Origin of the sequence: Pseudoalteromonas sp. Cn5-37, assembly GCF_021532495.1 — a bacterium.
GTDB classification, from domain to species: Bacteria; Pseudomonadota; Gammaproteobacteria; order Enterobacterales; family Alteromonadaceae; genus Pseudoalteromonas; species Pseudoalteromonas simplex.
The window spans coordinates 33,054-50,865 of record NZ_JAKGBA010000022.1 but is presented as its reverse complement, the minus strand read 5'-3'; the positions used below and the strand labels follow the sequence as shown (position 1 = coordinate 50,865).

At 37.6% G+C, this 17,812-nt stretch carries 13 protein-coding genes; 1 reads left to right on the top strand and 12 read right to left on the bottom strand.

What is annotated here, in order from left to right; translation table 11 throughout:
* Positions 1 to 785: 785 nt before the first annotated feature.
* Positions 786 to 2,183: an MBL fold metallo-hydrolase RNA specificity domain-containing protein gene (locus L1266_RS17715; protein ID WP_235378036.1), complete on the top strand. Its 1,398-nt coding sequence runs from the start codon at positions 786 to 788 to the stop codon at positions 2,181 to 2,183.
* 72 nt (positions 2,184 to 2,255) lie between these two features.
* Here L1266_RS17715 and L1266_RS17710 read toward each other — a convergent pair whose 3' ends face one another.
* The 12 genes from L1266_RS17710 to L1266_RS17655 form a co-directional block, all read right to left on the bottom strand.
* A complete protein-coding gene (locus L1266_RS17710; protein WP_235378035.1) occupies positions 2,256 to 3,860 on the bottom strand; it encodes a hypothetical protein in 1,605 nt (534 codons plus the stop codon).
* A 209-nt stretch (positions 3,861 to 4,069) separates the two neighbouring features.
* Positions 4,070 to 6,214: a YjbH domain-containing protein gene (locus L1266_RS17705; protein ID WP_235378034.1), complete on the bottom strand. Its 2,145-nt coding sequence runs from the start codon at positions 6,212 to 6,214 to the stop codon at positions 4,070 to 4,072.
* A gap of 178 nt (positions 6,215 to 6,392) precedes the next feature.
* On the bottom strand, positions 6,393 to 7,301 hold the full coding sequence (gene galU / locus L1266_RS17700; protein ID WP_235378033.1) for a UTP--glucose-1-phosphate uridylyltransferase GalU: 909 nt from the start codon (positions 7,299 to 7,301) through the stop codon (positions 6,393 to 6,395).
* A gap of 556 nt (positions 7,302 to 7,857) precedes the next feature.
* Complete coding sequence (locus L1266_RS17695; protein ID WP_235378032.1) at positions 7,858 to 8,865, bottom strand: NAD-dependent epimerase; 1,008 nt, start codon at positions 8,863 to 8,865, stop codon at positions 7,858 to 7,860.
* Between the two features lie 269 nt (positions 8,866 to 9,134).
* On the bottom strand, positions 9,135 to 10,301 hold the full coding sequence (locus L1266_RS17690; protein WP_235378031.1) for a nucleotide sugar dehydrogenase: 1,167 nt from the start codon (positions 10,299 to 10,301) through the stop codon (positions 9,135 to 9,137).
* A 76-nt stretch (positions 10,302 to 10,377) separates the two neighbouring features.
* Positions 10,378 to 12,345, bottom strand: coding sequence for a polysaccharide biosynthesis protein (locus tag L1266_RS17685; protein WP_235378030.1), 1,968 nt, complete (start codon positions 12,343 to 12,345; stop codon positions 10,378 to 10,380).
* Positions 12,346 to 12,535: 190 nt separating this feature from the next.
* Entirely contained in the window at positions 12,536 to 13,084 is a 549-nt protein-coding gene (locus L1266_RS17680; RefSeq protein WP_209327706.1) for a sugar transferase, read from the bottom strand.
* Between the two features lie 15 nt (positions 13,085 to 13,099).
* Positions 13,100 to 14,026, bottom strand: a complete 927-nt coding sequence (locus L1266_RS17675; RefSeq protein ID WP_235378029.1) for a UDP-glucose 4-epimerase family protein — start codon at positions 14,024 to 14,026, stop codon at positions 13,100 to 13,102.
* On the bottom strand, positions 14,023 to 15,177 hold the full coding sequence (locus tag L1266_RS17670) for a glycosyltransferase family 4 protein (RefSeq protein WP_235378028.1): 1,155 nt from the start codon (positions 15,175 to 15,177) through the stop codon (positions 14,023 to 14,025). Before L1266_RS17670 ends, L1266_RS17675 begins: the two co-directional genes overlap by 4 nt.
* Positions 15,178 to 15,229: 52 nt before the next feature.
* Positions 15,230 to 16,033, bottom strand: a complete 804-nt coding sequence (locus L1266_RS17665; protein ID WP_235378027.1) for a hypothetical protein — start codon at positions 16,031 to 16,033, stop codon at positions 15,230 to 15,232.
* A gap of 2 nt (positions 16,034 to 16,035) precedes the next feature.
* Complete coding sequence (locus L1266_RS17660) at positions 16,036 to 16,695, bottom strand: haloacid dehalogenase-like hydrolase (protein ID WP_235378026.1); 660 nt, start codon at positions 16,693 to 16,695, stop codon at positions 16,036 to 16,038.
* Complete coding sequence (locus L1266_RS17655) at positions 16,696 to 17,769, bottom strand: glycosyltransferase (RefSeq protein ID WP_235378025.1); 1,074 nt, start codon at positions 17,767 to 17,769, stop codon at positions 16,696 to 16,698.
* Positions 17,770 to 17,812: the final 43 nt, after the last annotated feature.

Here is a 17,812-nt window from a genome sequence, read left to right as displayed (position 1 = left end):
TTGCCAAGTCGATGCTAATTAGGTTAAATTTTGACATGTATGGATTCCTTATTGGTAAAAGTAATTGTCCAATCTCTTTATACCGTACTCACCCTGTTTGGGGGAGGAGTCCATACATCTCCTACAAAATGGGCCTTTGGATTAGACCCGAAAGCAACACCGCTCGGCTTCAAACTGGCAGCTCAACATCTAATAGCACAAAGAGGATAAGAGACGCTTCGCTGAAGAGATAGTAAAAAAATGATCCTGTGGTTCCCTCATTTTCTTCTCATTCGCCTCTCTTTGTGAAAATATTTTCGGCACTGAAGTACCTGCTACAAAATGGGCCTTTGGGTAAGACCCGAAAACAACACCGCTCGGCTTCAAACTGACAGATCAACATTTAATAGCACAAAGAGGATAAGAGGCACTTCGCTGAAGAGATAGTAAAAAAATGATCCTGTGGTTCCCTCATTTTCTTCTTATTCACTTCTCTTTGTAAAAATATTTTCGGCACTGAAGTACCTCCTACAAAATGAGCCTTTGGGTAAGACCCGAAAACAACACCGCTCGGCTTCAAACTGGCGCTCAACATCTAATAGCACAAAGAGAATAAGAGACGCTTCGCTGAAGAGGAAGTAAAAAAATGATCCTGTGGTTCCCTCATTTTCTTCTTATTCAATTCTCTTTGTGAAATAGACCTTCAACGAAATAAACTTCACGCCTTCAAATATCTCAATCCTGCCTCCATTGCCCTAAGAGTTATTTACCTCTATGCTGAAATTAGCTTCAAAAAGGAGAATATTATGCATATAAAACACCACGGAGCGGTGAAAGGCGTAACTGGGTCTTGCCACCAGCTATTTATTGATGACACAAATTCTGTACTTGTTGATTGTGGGCTATTTCAAGGGGAAGACAGTAAACAAGATCTAGCTATTGAGTTTGATATCTCAACAGTTAAAGCGCTGATTGTTACACATTGTCATATAGACCATGTTGGCCGCATACCCTACTTACTTGCCGCAGGTTTTAAAGGCCCAATTTATACCTCGATTGCCACCGCAAAACTCTTACCTATGGTGATTGAAGATGCCTTAAAAGTAGGTGTAACTCGCGATGAAGCGGTGATCCGCACCTGCTTAAAGTTACTAAAACAGCAAATTATCTCTCTCGATTATAATACATGGTACTGCATTCCCGTAGGAGTGGGCTTAAGCCCCGAAAAAGCAACCTCAAGCAATCAAAACTCTTTATATAAAATTCGCCTGCAACGTGCTGGGCACATTTTAGGCTCTGCCTATGTTGAAATTGAATTGGGTAAACGACCAAACACGCATAGAGTGGTATTTTCAGGTGATTTAGGTGCGCCTTACACACCATTGTTACCGACGCCAAAACCACCCTACCGTGCCGATACATTAGTTATTGAGTCTACCTATGGTGATAAAAACCATCAAGGCCGCAAAGAGCGCGTAGCCGTGCTTAAAAAAGTTATAGAACGTGCCGTAAGTGATAATGGCGTGGTACTCATTCCGGCTTTTAGTATTGGCCGCACACAAGAGTTGCTGTATGAATTTGAACAGCTTATTCACTCTGCACGTAAGCGCTCTATGTGGCATAAGCTGCAAATTATTGTTGATTCACCAATGGCAGTCAATTTCACAAATGAGTATTTACACTTTAAAGCGCTGTGGGATAACGAAGCAAAAAAGCGCGTAAAACAAGGCCGCCACCCGCTCGACTTTAAACAACTACACACTATTGATAGCCACCAAGAACACCTTGCATTAATAAACTTTTTAGCCTCGAAACAGCAGCCCGCAATAATCATAGCTGCCAGCGGAATGTGTAATGGCGGCAGAATAGTTAATTATCTAGAACGGTTTTTACCAGACAAAACAACCGATGTCATTTTTGTTGGCTACCAAGGGCAAGGAACCTTAGGCCGAGATATTCAAAAATATGGCCCACGCGGCGGATACGTCTTTATCGATAATAAAAAGGTGATGATTAAAGCACAAGTTCATACCATTAGCGGTTACAGCGCCCACGCAGATCAAAAAGGGTTAATAAATTTCGTTACTGGCATACGCAAAAAGCCAAGTTTAATTAAAATTGTTCACGGAGACGAGCAAGCTAAACAAGCATTGGCTAATGAGCTTTGTACAAGATTAGCAACAGCAACAATTAAAATTCCGTAATGCACATAAAAAAAGCCGCATAAATGCGGCTTTCAGATTTAATCCCTATTTAGGAACTAACAAAAATGGTTACTAACCACCAGTGCCACCTGAGCCGCCTGAACCGCCTGAGCCAGTCACTTCGTTACAAGTAAATTCAAACTCTTGTGTCACATCTGAATCATCAACATTTTCTAATGTGAATGTATTTGAACCAACAACAGGTAAACCACGGAAGTTAACTTTAACCTGGTAGTTCTCGCCCGCGCGTAAGCCAGATAAATCAAAGTTACCATCAGCGTTTTTCAGTACAGATTTTTCGCGTTTATTTACACGGTTATATGTCACAACTGAGTTACTTACATCTACTGATTGTGAATTATCTTGTGCACATACGCCAGACAGAGTAAGTGTTTTACTTACTACTTCATATGGGCGAGTAAGCTCAACTGGTACAGTACCACATACTTCTACTTCACCGTCAGATTCAAACCAAAGTCCGCCTTCATTATCGAAAACATAAACATCAGCCATTGCATCTTCTGAGAAACCATATCGAGTAAGCGCAATACCTGAGAATACATCCTCAGAAGTAGCACCCTCTGGCAGTACAGATAACCCTAAGCCATCGCTAGATGCCGCTATAAACAGTAAGCCTCCAGCCGGAACAGCATCGCCTGTTACAGTAGTAGATAAGCCAGTACTACATGCAGCAGCTGATTTATTTACTGAGAACCATGTTAAGTGGTCTGTTTCAAAACTAACAGTACCTGTGCCTTTAGTTACAACAAACGACTCATCTTTCCATACACCTGTGTCTTCATCTAAAGATTTAACAGTTAGAGTTTCACCTGCATCTAAATCTGAAGGAGCAGCAAGAGTAACTTTTAATGTATCACCAAGGAATTTTTTAACCTTAGTTTCACCAACAGTCATTGTGATATCAGCCAAAGATACTGGTACAGCAACATTACCGCTTGTATTGTTAGCATTTAAGCCTTCAGGAATAACAGAACCCTTAGTATCAGAGGTAGGATCTAAACCTAAAACACTTAATGACAACTCACCTGGATCTACAGTTTCGCCCGAACCATTTTGTAGTGTAGTACCATTAGGTAAAGTTACAGTCGCAAGAGATGTAGTATCAATTTTTGCATCGGCCACGATTTCTTCAGAAGTAGTAGCGCTTGTAAGAGTTTTCTTTACAACTTCCTGTTTAACTTCATCGCTGTCGCCAGTAAATAAAATAAATTGTGCAGTTAATACATCGAAGTCATCTTCGTTTGTTAAATCAACATTAAATACTTTGCTGATATAACCTTCTGCAGAAACGATCGCGGTAACATTATCAAGGTCAGCGCCCTCTTTAAGTGTAACAACAAAGTTACCAGCGCCAGTTAAAGACTGAGCATTACTACCATCAACAGCTACAATGTTTGAAGATGGCATGCCATTTTCCATAAACTTAACGGTCGCATTGCTTAAAACATTAAACTCTTCGTTTTCAACAACAGAACCACTGATAACAAAGTCTAAAGCCGCTGGTGCTTCTGGTGCTACAATTACAACACCACCATCGCCACCATCACCACCGTCATCTGGTACTGGTTTATTGTTATCATCATCGCTAAAACAACCTGTTAAAGCGAAAGCCGATGCTACTGATAACGCTAGTAGCGATTTTTTGTTAGTAAACATAGGGAGTCCTTCTATTCCTTTATCAACATTTGTAAATGAATTTACTCATTTTATAAAATAGTAGCGCGAACTTCCAAAAAGTATAGTCAGCACCATAATTTTTTTACAAATTAAAAACGAGGCATTAAAGCTCTTAAATTATCTAAAACACCCCATCAATAATATAGCTAAATTACCTAATTGTACAATACTTAACCCAACATAAATTGTTACCGATAAGTTAAATATGCCTCTTTTAATCTTGCAAGATTTTGGTATACATAATCACTAGACATACGCCCCTGATTAAGGAACGTACGGTAGGTGCTTATTGCACTTCCTGGAATAAAGCCTTGACTGAACACTAAACGGTTAGTGCTTTCACCAATCTCAGTACTCGCTGTATGCCTGTAAGATTCAGTGCCTTTAATTTGCCCAAATTTATAAGCTTTCATATCTTTTCGTGGTGAAAGTGGAATACTAAATGCCAAACCTGCTTTAGTCGTATTTGTATCTTCGTAATATACAGCTAAGTAACTGTCACCAAACCAAAAACGGCTTTCTAACTTATAGCCAGAATCTTCATACCAATAATTACCTGCTTGAGCATGTAAGGTAATGTCTTGTTCAACCCAGTTATATTGGTAGTTTAGGGCTTGGAATGTTTTGCTGCCGCGATAATCTTCGTATTTATACGAACCCAACTGAGCACTAATTCTGTGACGCCCTTCATCACTCAGCCAAGTTGTTTCGTTAGTGATACCTGTTAAATCGTAGCGCTCTTTTATAAAGCCAACTTGCGTTTGGTTATAAAAACCGAATGGCAGCTTAAATGTTTGGTAGAACATAGCTCTATCAAATTCAGTTTCTTGACGATAACGCCTAAATGGACCTCGCTCATCATAGTCGTCACTATTTTCAACATTAACTTGTCCACCTAAAATAACACCCGCACCTTTCCAAAGAGGCACATCGACATCTGCTCTAATTGCAATCGAGTAGTCAAATACACCTAACTCAGTAGCGTACGTATTACTAATAGCAGGGCTTAAAGTTACACGCGGTTTAAAGTAAGGGCTCGCCTGCGCTTTACCAGCCCATGTAACACCCTCGGGAATAACGGCTTTGTCTTGTTGAACATTTAAGTCAGGGCTAACACCCTTTTCAATAAACAAACGATAATTGTCGATGTTGCCGCTAATTGCTAGTAACGGGATATCTGTTTTCGAAAGCTGAACGCTATAATGAGTATTTTTATTAACTATATTTTCGGCGATGCGACCAAGTACTACACCAATAGCGTCAATGTCGTTACGGTTAAACACTGAGTTTTCAAAGTTAACAAATACGGTAGTTGAGTTGTAACCAACAACCACGTTTTCAAAACCATCATTAATGAGCGCATCTTTCAATGTAATTGCTTGTTTGCTTAAGCTAGAACTAACAACTTTTTGTGAATTCTGTGTTTGACTTTGCTCAGCACTAGTAACGGTTAACGCATCAGGCTGTTCAGCTAGCTTGGGCGCTACTGACGTTTGAATAAAGCCTAAACCATAATCGTTTACTTTAGCCGCAGGTGTATTGCTTGTTGGGGCTACATAAGGTGCAGGCTTTACAGGCTCATAATTAGTTTTAGCTTCATCAGATAATGGTAGGGTAACATTTATCCCCCAGTAGGTGTCTTTATCTTCAGAAAAATCAGTACTGCTGTAAAAACGGCTAGTAAAGGTTATTTCACCAATATCATATAGCCACTTTTTAGGAATCGTTATACGTGCTGCTGCATTAACAGCTTCAGCATCGTATTCGGTGAGTAAGCTAAACCACTCAAGCGGTTGCCACTCAATACCAGCAAATGCGCCATTCATTTCACCAGTAAGTCTATCACTTGAACCTAGGCCGGCACTAAAACGAAAATCCCATAATTCTTTTGAGGCCACTGCATAAAACGTTTTATAGTTGTTAGCGGCACCACCTATATCTTTAGCACCTATAGCTACACTAAACCAGTCTTTAGGTATATAAGGTAGCTGATATTTTGCGTTGAACGATAAATCTCGGGTTTGCCCACGGCCTTCGCTATAAAACAAATTATCGTGTATTGAGTTAGAGGATATTTGCCCACTAACTTCAAGACCTTCAAATAACCCTGCAGAGAATATAAAGTTATGGCCATCTAAATATCGCTGCCCTTTAAAATCTAATAAATTGTTATAGCCTATATCAACACTACCAGAGCTGAGCGCTTCTGCATTCGGAGTGTTTATCAACCCTGTATAACCAGAAAAAGACTGGTGGCTTTTTATTTCGTCGGCGGCTATTGGCAAGCTAAGTGCGGCGGCACAGCTTAAAAACAATAAATTCAATTTTGGCATTAGGAAATCCGAGTTAAAGTTATAAGTTCCTTCATTGTTTTAAATATAACATCAGAAAACAAAAACAAGAAGCTATCAGCCAAACTAAACCTTTAGGGTCAAAAATAAATTGCTATGTTAAAACTAAAAAGGGTAAGAATTTACTTCTTACCCTTTTTTAAATATTTAGCTTTAAAAGTTATACCGCTTTTAAATGCCTTGTGTTTGGCGTAACCATTTCTGTTACAAAGTCTGTAAACTCTGCGCCAAGTTTTTCATCGCGCATACTGTACTCTACAATTGCTTTTAAATAACCTAGCTTGTCGCCACAATCATGAGCACAACCGCTCATGTGAAATGCTTCAACAATTTCATGTTTCATTAACTCATCGATTGCGTCAGTTAATTGAATTTCGCCACCTGCACCAGCAGGGGTATTAGCTAGCAGTGGCCAAATTGCTTTAGATAAAACATAACGACCAACTACCGCTAAGTTAGAAGGAGCCTCTTCTGCTTTAGGTTTTTCAACCATGGTTTTAATAGGTGCACTTTCGCCTGCATTAATTTTAACGTCACCAATATCAGCAATACCATATTTATGAACGCTTTCCTGTGGTACTGGCTCAAGCATAATTTGACTTGCTTTAACCTCGTTAAAGCGTTTTATCATTGCGGCAACGTTTTCGGTTTTTTGATCAGCTGTATAGCTATCTAAAATAACATCGGGCAACACTACAACAAAGTCGTCATCACCTACAATTGGTTTAGCACACATTACCGCGTGACCCAATCCTTTAGCCTCGCCTTGTCGAACATGCATAATAGTTACATCTTCAGGGCAGATAGAGCGAACTTCTTCTAGAAGAGTACGCTTTACGCGCTTTTCAAGCGTTGCTTCTAGCTCAAAGCTGGTATCAAAATGGTTTTCGATCGCATTTTTGGAGCTATGGGTAACCAATACAACTTCTTTAATTCCAGCCGCTACACACTCATTAACAATGTATTGAATAAGTGGTTTATCAACTAAAGGTAGCATTTCTTTAGGAATTGCTTTAGTCATAGGTAACATGCGAGTACCAAGGCCCGCAACAGGAATAACAGCTTTCATAACTAGTCCCTTATATAATAATTTAATCTACAATAATACCAAACTAGCAGTACCAAAGTAGATACAAGCTGAATGGTTTTTAATTTAGCTTTTCGTTAAAAATGAATATTCAAAAGAGATTATGAGACGCTGCATTTTAGAGTCAAACAAAGTATTTTTGGTTTACTCTTTTACTTCTCATTCATTTCTCTTTGTCAAATATCTTCGTGCGAATTAAATTTCACGCCTACATCAAAGACATTTTATTGCACAAAGAGGACAAGAGGCTCTGCGTTAAAGAGAAAACCATTAAGTTTTTCCTCATTTACTCTCACTTTCTTCTCTTTGTGAATACGCTTTCGCGCGAAATAAATTTCACGCCTTCATCAAAGACATTTTATTGCACAAAGAGGATAAGAGGCGCTGCGCTAAAGAGAAAACCATTAAGTTTTTCCTCATTTACTCTCACTTTCTTCTCTTTGTGAATAGGCTTTCGCGCGAAATAAATTTCACGCCTACATAGCCTTAGGCACCGCGATTGCTAGATGCGTTCCCAATGCCACACAATGCTAAGCAATTATTTATTATAAAAACCTTTATACCAGCTGATTAACTCAGCCACGCCTTGCTCTACCCCAACCGCTGGTTTATAACCAGTTGCTGCAAATAAGTCTTGTGTATCAGCATAAGTCTTATAAACGTCACCCGCTTGCATTTCACGGAAGTTCTTTTTCGCTTCAATACCTAACTCAGACTCAATTGCTTCAATAAACTTCATTAGGTTAATCGGGCTACCATGGCCAATGTTGTAAACTTTGAATGGAGCTGAACTTGATGCAGGCGAACCTGTTTCAACCTTCCAGCTATTATCACGTTCTGGTACAACCTCAGCAGCTCTAACAACACCTTCAACAATGTCGTCAATGTAGGTAAAGTCACGCCACATATCGCCATTATTATTAATATCTATGGTGTCGCCATCAAGCATTTTTTTAGTAAAAATAAACGGCGCCATATCAGGGCGGCCCCACGGGCCATAAACCGTAAAAAAGCGTAAGCCAGTGGTCGGCAAGTTATACAAGTGCGAGTAACTGTGCGCCATAAGTTCATTGGCTTTTTTTGTCGCAGCATAAAACGAAACAGGGTGATCAACGCTGTCGGTGGTTTCAAATGGTGTTTTTTCGTTTAGTCCATAAACAGAACTAGACGAAGCATAAACTAAATGCGCAACTTTATTATGCCTACACCCTTCTAAAACATTTAAGTGACCCACTAAGTTTGAGTCAGCGTAGGCATCTGGGTTTTCGATTGAATAACGCACACCGGCTTGAGCCGCTAAATGAATCACACAGTCAAATTGCTCGCGCGCAAACAACTCTGCCATTGCCGCTCTATCTGCAATATCTAACTTGATAAAAGTAAAACTCTCGTGCTGTTCAAACTGTGCCAGACGCGCATGCTTTAAATTTACATCGTAATAATCATTTAAATTATCAACACCAACAACAACATGTCCTTGCGCTAGTAACTTTTGACTTGTAGCTGCACCAATAAAACCTGCAGCGCCAGTAACTAAATATTTCATTATATTCCTATCTTATTGAGCCCGTAGGCTGCCAATTCATTTGACTTAATGAGAGTTAAGAGCGGCTTCATAGAGAAACCAAATATTCACAAAGAGATAATGAGGCGCTTCGCTTTAGAGAAAACAAAAAGCATTGTTATCACTTCCTCATTCTCTTCTCATTCTTTCCTCTTTGTGAAAACATTTTCGCGCGAAATATATTTCATGCCTACGCTGCCATCAACCACCTCTGCAGCGAATATACAAATTCGGCTGAAAGCTACTTAGCCTTAATCGCTACCAAATAAATCACGTGTATAAACTTTTTCTGCAACATCTTCTAACTCTTCAGCCATGCGGTTAGAAATAATTACATCAGCAGTTTGTTTAAGCCCATCTAGCGATTTAATAACACGAGAATTAAAGAATGAATCCTCTTGTAAACTTGGTTCATAAATAACAACTTCAATGCCTTTTGCTTTTATGCGCTTCATTACACCTTGAATAGCAGAAGCTCTAAAGTTATCTGAACCTGACTTCATAACTAAGCGATAAATACCAACCACTTTAGGGCTTCGGGCAATAATAGAATTAGCAATAAAGTCTTTACGAGTAGTATTAGCATCAACAATTGCACGGATCATATTGTTAGGTACATCTTGGTAGTTCGCTAATAACTGTTTAGTATCTTTAGGTAAGCAGTAACCACCATAACCGAATGAAGGGTTATTATAATGCTTGCCAATACGCGGGTCTAAACCAACACCTTGAATGATCTGCTTTGCATCAAGACCATGGCTTTCAGCGTAGCTGTCTAGCTCGTTAAAATAAGCAACGCGCATTGCGAGGTAAGTGTTAGAAAAAAGTTTAATTGCTTCTGCTTCGGTAGAGTCTGTAAACAGCACCTCAATATTTTGCTTTACTGCACCTTGTGCCAAGAGCTCAGCAAAAACTTGCGCGCGTTCACTTTGCTCACCCACAATAATACGTGACGGGTGCAAATTATCGTAAAGCGCTTTACCTTCACGCAAGAACTCTGGCGAAAAAATAACATTATCAGTATTAAACTTCTCTTTAATCGATTTTGTATAGCCAACGGGTACCGTAGACTTAATAACCATAGTTGCACTAGGGTTAACCGCTAATACATCGGCAATTACAGACTCAACAGAGCGCGTATTAAAATAATTGGTTTCTGGGTCGTAATCTGTAGGGGTAGCTATTACAACAAATTCGGCATCTTTAAGTGCCAATGTTTTATCTGTTGTAGCAGTAAAATTAAGTGATTTGTTTTGTAAAAAATCACTAATTTCAACATCTACAATAGGAGACTGCTTATCTTTTAATAAGGCAACTTTTTCTTCGTCAATATCAAGTGCAACTACTTGATTATGCTGCGCTAATAACATTGCGTTCGACAAGCCAACATAACCTGTACCCACTACTGCAACTTTCATTAAATTTTCATCCTTTTTCTAAACCTGAACTTTAATTACTTAACTACTAACTTTCCGTAAGATAAGAGATATTCTGTTAGCTTTTTAAATTTACAACCTTAGCTTGTTCAGTAAAGTCATTATCAAACTGGTTTGTGGCTTTTTGCTTAACATTCCAAACCAAGTCACATATACCATCGGTTGGGTTAAAGCCAGTTGGTGCATCTAACAGGAGCTGCCTTATGGTTTCATGTTCAAAATTATGGCAAGCAATATCAAGCGCCTCTAAAAATACATTTAGCTCGGCTAAGGGTAACATTACCTCATTGGCTGTCATAATGCGCTCATGCGATGTTTCACCTACATTATCGCCGATTAGCAATTCTTCGTATAGTTTTTCGCCAGGCCTTAAACCTGTACATACTATTTCAATATCGCCATGGGGGTTGTTTTTATCTTTTACTTCAAAACCAGATAAGCGAATCATTTTACTTGCAAGGTCTTTTATTTTAACCGACTCCCCCATATCAAGCACGAATACATCGCCTCCTTTGCCCATAGAACCTGCCTGTATAACAAGTTGGGCAGCCTCAGGTATCGTCATAAAAAAGCGGGTAATATCTTGATGGGTCAATGTTATTGGGCCGCCTTCACGTATTTGCCTACGAAATAGTGGCACAACAGAACCACTAGAGCCTAATACATTACCAAAGCGCACCATACAAAAACGGGTATTATGCTTGGCGCCTTTATTTTGCGCCAACCCTTGTAAACAAAGTTCTGCCATGCGTTTGGTCGCGCCCATAACATTTGTTGGGCGTACAGCTTTATCAGTTGATATAAGTACAAAGGTTTCAACTTTAGCGTTTACAGCAGCCTTTGCTGTATAGTAAGTACCAAACACGTTGTTACGCACCCCTTCAACAACGTTATGCTCAACAAGGGGAACATGTTTATATGCAGCTGCGTGGTAAACTGTTTGTACGCCAAACGCCATCATCACCGTTTCTACGCGGTTAATACGCTGCACAGACCCCATAATAGGTATTAACTGAACTTGCAGCTGGTTAGATTGAATATATTCGCAAAGCTCTTTTTCGATTGAATACAAGCCAAATTCATTAACTTCAAATAAAACAAGTTTAGACGGCTTTTGCTTTACAATCTGCCTACATAGCTCAGAGCCAATTGAGCCACCTGCACCTGTTACCATAACCACTTTATCTTTAATATTTGCGGCCATTAGGTCAGGCTTTGGCGCAACAGGATCACGGCCTAACAAATCTTCGATTTCAACATCTCTAAACTCAGAAAGTTTAGCTTTACCTTCAACAACATCAGCCATGCCTGGTATAGAAAGCACCTTAACAGAAAGCGGCTCAAGCTGTGCAAGAATCTGTTTTCGGCGAGCTCTGCTTTCGCTTGGTAAGGCAAGTAATACCTTTTTAGCTTTACCCTTATTGACTAACTCATAAATTTCTTTAAAAGCCAATACAGGAATACCTTGAATAATAGAACCTTGCTTTGTTTCGTCATCATCAATAAAAGCGCGAACATAATATTCAGGCCCTGTACCTAGCGCTGTGGCAAGCTGTCTGCCTGCTGAGCCCGCCCCATAAATAATCACTGACTCTTTGTTTGCCGTAGTTAACTTACCTATCATAGCTCGTACAACAATTCGCGAACCACCAACAGTTAATAAACATAGCCAAGCAAAAATAAATGGCATGGTACGCGGTATTTCAATACCAATAAAAAAAGCAAACATAACGAGTGCTATGGTGGTTATTAATGTACCTAATACTATTGCCCATAGAGCTTGAGCATTCATATAACGAAGTACAGCTCTGTAAAGACCGAGGTTGATAAAGGCAAATAAACTTGTGGGCACAAGTAAAGTAAGCAACATCCAGTTATCAAGCTTACTTAGAGGAGCAAAACTGTCTAACCTAACGATTAGTGCAAGCCAAAAAGCTGAGACTATAAATAATGAATCAATAAAAAGCGTTATACCACGCTTAGTTGCACGAGATGAATTTAAGATAGAGCGAATAAAATTATCCACAACAAGTTCCCTGTCTTGTTTTTGTCAATAAGATACCAACCAAAGCTTACAGCAAGCTTAACGATTGTTAAATTTTTATGAATTATAGCTTATAACAGAAAATCTAGCCACAACTCTAATACATTATCATTATCATTTGATTTTTAAATAAAAAACAAATTAATAAGCTTCCTTTCTGGCTATTAACTGTTTATTTAACCCTGTCGCCACTACCACTACCTGTTATAGTCATTAAAATAAACTTAAAATAGTTAACTAGGTTTAGGTTATCAATCATCTCACGATCTGTTTTTGCAAGTAGTTCTGGAGTCGACATATCTATTTCGTTAACTTGAGCAAGGCCTGTAATACCTGGGCGTACAGAGTAAACATTTTTAGCATCGCGAGCTGCTGTAAGTTCTTGTTGGTTAAATAAGCCTGGGCGCGGGCCTACCAAACTCATCTCACCTTTTAACACATTCCATAATTGTGGAAGTTCGTCTAATTTTGTTTTACGTAAAAAGCCACCAAAAGATGTAATTGAAGCTGTACTTGCTAAATGGCTAGCAACGGAAGCTGTATCGACCTTCATTGTTCTAAATTTAACAAGAGTAAACGGTTTTTTGTTCCGTCCCACCCGCTCTTGCGTAAAGATAGGTGAGCCAGTATCAAATAAACCAATAATATATAGAACAATCAAAAACGGTAAAGCAAATAGCAAACCAAATAAGGCAAATAAAAAGTCAAGTAATCGAATCATTATGTATTCCAAATATCAATTTTTAGCAGCAAGCTTAAAACCATCTTCAACAGTGTATGGCGGTGTCCAATTAAGAGTATTCTTCGTATGTGTAATATCTAGTTGAAGCGACCCCGTCAAACGATCAATCACCTCTTGTTTATCGAAAACCTTACCCGCTAACTTAAAGCACCATAGAGGCACGGGTATAGCCAAATTGGGCTTACCTTGTACTTTTGCCATCAGTGCAACCATTTCAGCAGTAGACAAGTCGTGATCATCACTTGCTAAAAATACTTTATTAGCTGCGTTTGGGTGCTCTATACACACTTTAATTAAATCAACTAAATTATAGACTGATACCAAGCTACGTTTATTTTTGGTTATTAGCTTAAACGGCAGTGGTAAACCCTTACCAACTAACTTCATTAAAGATGCAAAGTTAGCTTTTACACCTTCACCGTAAACTAGCGGAGGGCGAATTATAACTATCTCCATACCTGTTTGCTCACCTAACTCTAACAATTGCTGTTCAGCTTCAGCTTTTGATATACCGTAAGGATCTTCTGGTGCTGGCTCATCAGCATCTGAAAAAGGCTGTTTACCCGTTGTGCTCTCACCATTTACTTTAATAGAACTAACAAAAATAAAACGCTTTACACCTGCTTGCGCTGCTTGTTCAGCTAATTTGAGTGTACCATCAGTATTAATAGCTCTAAACTCTTTGAGTGGATCTCTCGAAGTATCATCCATAATATGAACTCGTGCAGCACTATGTATTAAAACATCAACAGAACGTAACGCATTTTGCAAACTTAAGCTTTGCGTATCAGATAAATCAAAAAAATTAAAATGGGGATAACTTAGCAGCGCTTTACGACCTAAAAGTAAAACATCATCGGGGACGAGTGTTTTCAACAGTTCATTACCAACAAACCCTGTATAACCAGTTAAAGCAATCATTGGTTATTCCTTGCTAATAATGCATCATAAATTTCTAAATGTTTATCAACAACGCTATTAACATCAAACTCTTGCTCTGCAAATTTACGAGCTTTCAGCCCCATATTAGACCTTAGCTTTGTATCTTCGATTAAGCAAATTAATGCTTCAGCTAGCTTCTCTGAATCTCGCACAGGCACAGCCAAGCCAGTTTCACCTTCAATAATAGCATCTCTACAACCGGGGTTATCGGTTGTTACAATAGCTCGACCGCATGCAGCCGCTTCAATTAAAACTTTTGGAACCCCTTCACCGTAGAAAGATGGTAAGCACACAATACTGCTACTAGAAAAGACATCGGGGATATCATTTCTGTGCCCTAGATAGTTGATGACTCCTTCTTTAACCCAAGAGTCAATTTCTGTTTGCATTACAGAGTTAGGGTTCTCTAGATCTGGTGTACCAATTAGTAAAAACTCAACATCAAAGTGAGTCTTTTTGACTAATCTTGCCGCTTCAATATATTGATATACACCTTTTTCTTTTAATAAACGGCATGCCATAGCAACCTTTAGTGGTGGAGCTAGGTTCTCTGGTTCAAATCTATAAACAGATAGATCCGCACCTGATCCTTTAATTAAAGTTTTATCAGTGCTATTAAGCTTAGCAACTCGGGTTAGTATTGCCTCATCAGATGTATTTTGAAAAATAACCGTTTTAAATTTTTGTGACAGGGCAATTTTATAAAATACAGAGGCTATCAGCTTTGTCACCTTAGCTCTAAGTGTATTTGCAGTAAAAACATAACCTAAACCTGAAATTGCCGCTATAAAAGGTATATCTTTATTAACTGTTTTCAAGGCTAAGCCTGTATAAAGAACTGGTTTAATAGTAATTGCATGTATTAAGCTAGGCTCAACATCGTCAATAACTCTTTTAATAACTTTTATCGTGTTTAGCTCTGCGTTAACCCCACCGCCACTTCGGCTAAATGGGATATCGACAACGCTAAACCCCATAGCATAAAGCTCATTTTTATGCTCAGTGAAACGACAAGCAATGGTAACTTTGTACCCTTTTTCCAGAGCTTTTTTTGCGATTGGCAAACGGTGTGAAATGAAAAACCAGTCAACATTAACTACAAACAAAAGATGTTTTTTCAAAGTAATCACCATTTATACTAGTAAGAAAAAAAATTTCCATGTCATAATAAAAAACATCGAGTCATTTAAGGTAAGATGAGCTTATTGTCCTCTTAACTTTAAAAAGCTTAGAAACTAAAAAAGTTAAAAGACGATAAATTAAAAAGCAGAGAGAAAAAATAAAATATTCACTACTCCAAAAATATAAAAACAAAGATAGAAAGGAGTAATATACTACTCTTATAAAGTCTATTTGTTGAAAAAAAACTCTATTAAAAGGCATATCATATTTTGGTTTCGAAGAATGCTCAAAGGTTCTTAGCAATGGAAACAAAAAAAGCATGGAAACAACCCCCCCTAAATTTGCCTCACCATGCAACAACAATAAAAAAGGTGCGAGCATATATCGTGAACAGGCAAGAGAGAAGTAGGTCAATATATTAAACCTGCTTCGAATAGAGTTATGAAAAAAGAAAAAAAACCGAGTAAGAATGAAGTAAAATGAAATAAGAACAACTTCAAAAAAGTCAAAATAATTCAAAAAATAAATAATATATAAAAATACGAAGGAAAATATATATCGAGAAAAAGTGTAACCTCTATATTTTTCTAAAAAATCCGCCTTCCTTTCACCCAACCTATCTGTTGGAGAAGATTCATTATCAGTAGTAATAAGATCATTTTCAAAATAACCGATTTCATAAATAGAAAAGAAAGCGAGAAAAGCTATCAAAAAAGCCAATATAGAAGAAGTTTCAAAAGATGACGAACTACAAAAAAACAGCAAAAGAAAAAGTGGATAAATAACAAGCCAAGACAGTAAATCAAACTTACCTTTCAGCCTTGTATATTTATAATATGAAAAAGGAATGTAAAAACTAAACATAACTAATCCTTAACTAAAACTTTAACATCAACATGACTTAGGTAGTTGCTAATTATACTATCCCATTTTTTCAAATTCTTATTATCACTATACAACACTGCAATTTCAGATAATGCACAGAGATTATAATCATCTAAGTTATCTGTAAAAACATATTTTAAATTTGAAAAATCATTTTTCAGGTACAGTTCTTTGCATCCTTTTGTATCATAACAGGAATCAATTTTCCCACTACAAGTATCGTTGAAAAACACTAACTTTGTTGCAACAACTTCTTCAACACACAAAATAGAACCAAAAGCACGAACAACTGGCTCAATGGAAGCTGAGGAGATTAGGATTAACTCATTCCTTAATTGCATTTCGCGAAGCTTATCCAAAGCATGTTTATTTGAAAAGTTTTTGATGGTATAATTTGCATACAAAGCCGCAGAATCTTCAAGCTCTTTGGTGGTATAACCTTTTAATAAATAAATAAAAGAATTCCTCAATGAAAAGCCAAAAGGTTTAAATATCAAATATAGAGCTTTACCAAAAAAGCTATTTAGCGCGCTTGCGACTAAATATTTAATATAATTTTTATTCCTCTTTGATATAAATAACACAAACTCAAACGTTGTATTCTTGAAAACAAGAGTGCCACACAAGTCAAATACTACCATTCATTCCACCAAATCTAAAAATTGTTGAGAAATAGCATCTACAGAGTGTAATTTTTTAATATTTTCAACATCAGCTGCTTGAATATTTATTTTACTTTCCGCTAAAATCAAACTAACTTTATCAGCCAAATCTAAATGATCGCCTACAGGAGAAAGGAAACCATTAAAGCCATCAATAATTATTTCAGAGTTTCCACCAGGAGAGTTAGTAGCAACTACGGGCACGCCGAGGCACAAACTTTCGATAATAACATTAGAGTATCCTTCATATAAAGAAGTAAGTAATAGCAAATCCGAATTTACCAAATAGTTTTGAGGATTTGGTTCAAACCCGAAAAAAGATACATACTTCTGGATCTGTAGTTGTTCCACATATTTAATTAACATATCCTTTAAACTGCCATCTCCAAAAATCAGAAATTCAACGTCAAAACCAGAGTTAATTAATCTTTTGATAACTAATAAACTTGTATAGTAGTCTTTCTGATGTTCAAGCCTTCCAATTGATACGATTCTGTACTTCCTACTTTTATTTTTGATATCAATAACTTTTAACTTATCCCTATTTAGGGGATTCTTTATTACTTTCACTTTACTGGAGCTCAACAAAGGCAACAACTCAAGAAGATCATTACGCATAAATTCGCTTTGACATACAATACTATCTGAAAATAAAAGTGTGTGAAAATACACTTTAAATAAAACAGACTTAATTATGCTTTTGTTTTTAATATCGCTTGATAAGGTATTCCCAACTCTTGATACGGTAAATAGTTTCCTATTGAACAGACCAATTAAAGGAACAAGGAAAGCCATTGAAAGCGTACCACACAAATAACCAATTCTATAATTTTTAACTGCACAAATTAAACTATACAAATTACGTAAACCCGAAGAGGAGCCACTTAACTCAACAACTTTTACACAGTTAGAAACTGTGTTTTGTAATTTACCAGAATTAGAACCTACAAATAAATATACATCGTTATTCATGGCCAAGAAATTTGCTATGTTTATGAGTACTTGTTCAGCTCCACCACCGCGGAAGTCTGGGATAACAAAGCCATAATTCATAATAGTTCCTTTTCTATAAACAATTCATTGACAATCATTAAAT

Coding starts and splice junctions, on each gene's coding strand:
- L1266_RS17705 (WP_235378034.1), bottom strand. CDS start 6,214: ATGCCAAAATTGAATTTATTGTTTTTAAGCTGTGCCGCCGCACTTAGC.
- L1266_RS17710 (WP_235378035.1), bottom strand. CDS start 3,860: ATGTTTACTAACAAAAAATCGCTACTAGCGTTATCAGTAGCATCGGCT.
- L1266_RS17665 (WP_235378027.1), bottom strand. CDS start 16,033: ATGTTTAGTTTTTACATTCCTTTTTCATATTATAAATATACAAGGCTG.
- L1266_RS17680 (WP_209327706.1), bottom strand. CDS start 13,084: ATGATTCGATTACTTGACTTTTTATTTGCCTTATTTGGTTTGCTATTT.
- galU (WP_235378033.1), bottom strand. CDS start 7,301: ATGAAAGCTGTTATTCCTGTTGCGGGCCTTGGTACTCGCATGTTACCT.
- L1266_RS17695 (WP_235378032.1), bottom strand. CDS start 8,865: ATGAAATATTTAGTTACTGGCGCTGCAGGTTTTATTGGTGCAGCTACA.
- L1266_RS17655 (WP_235378025.1), bottom strand. CDS start 17,769: ATGAATTATGGCTTTGTTATCCCAGACTTCCGCGGTGGTGGAGCTGAA.
- L1266_RS17690 (WP_235378031.1), bottom strand. CDS start 10,301: ATGAAAGTTGCAGTAGTGGGTACAGGTTATGTTGGCTTGTCGAACGCA.
- L1266_RS17660 (WP_235378026.1), bottom strand. CDS start 16,695: ATGGTAGTATTTGACTTGTGTGGCACTCTTGTTTTCAAGAATACAACG.
- L1266_RS17715 (WP_235378036.1), top strand. CDS start 786: ATGCATATAAAACACCACGGAGCGGTGAAAGGCGTAACTGGGTCTTGC.
- L1266_RS17675 (WP_235378029.1), bottom strand. CDS start 14,026: ATGATTGCTTTAACTGGTTATACAGGGTTTGTTGGTAATGAACTGTTG.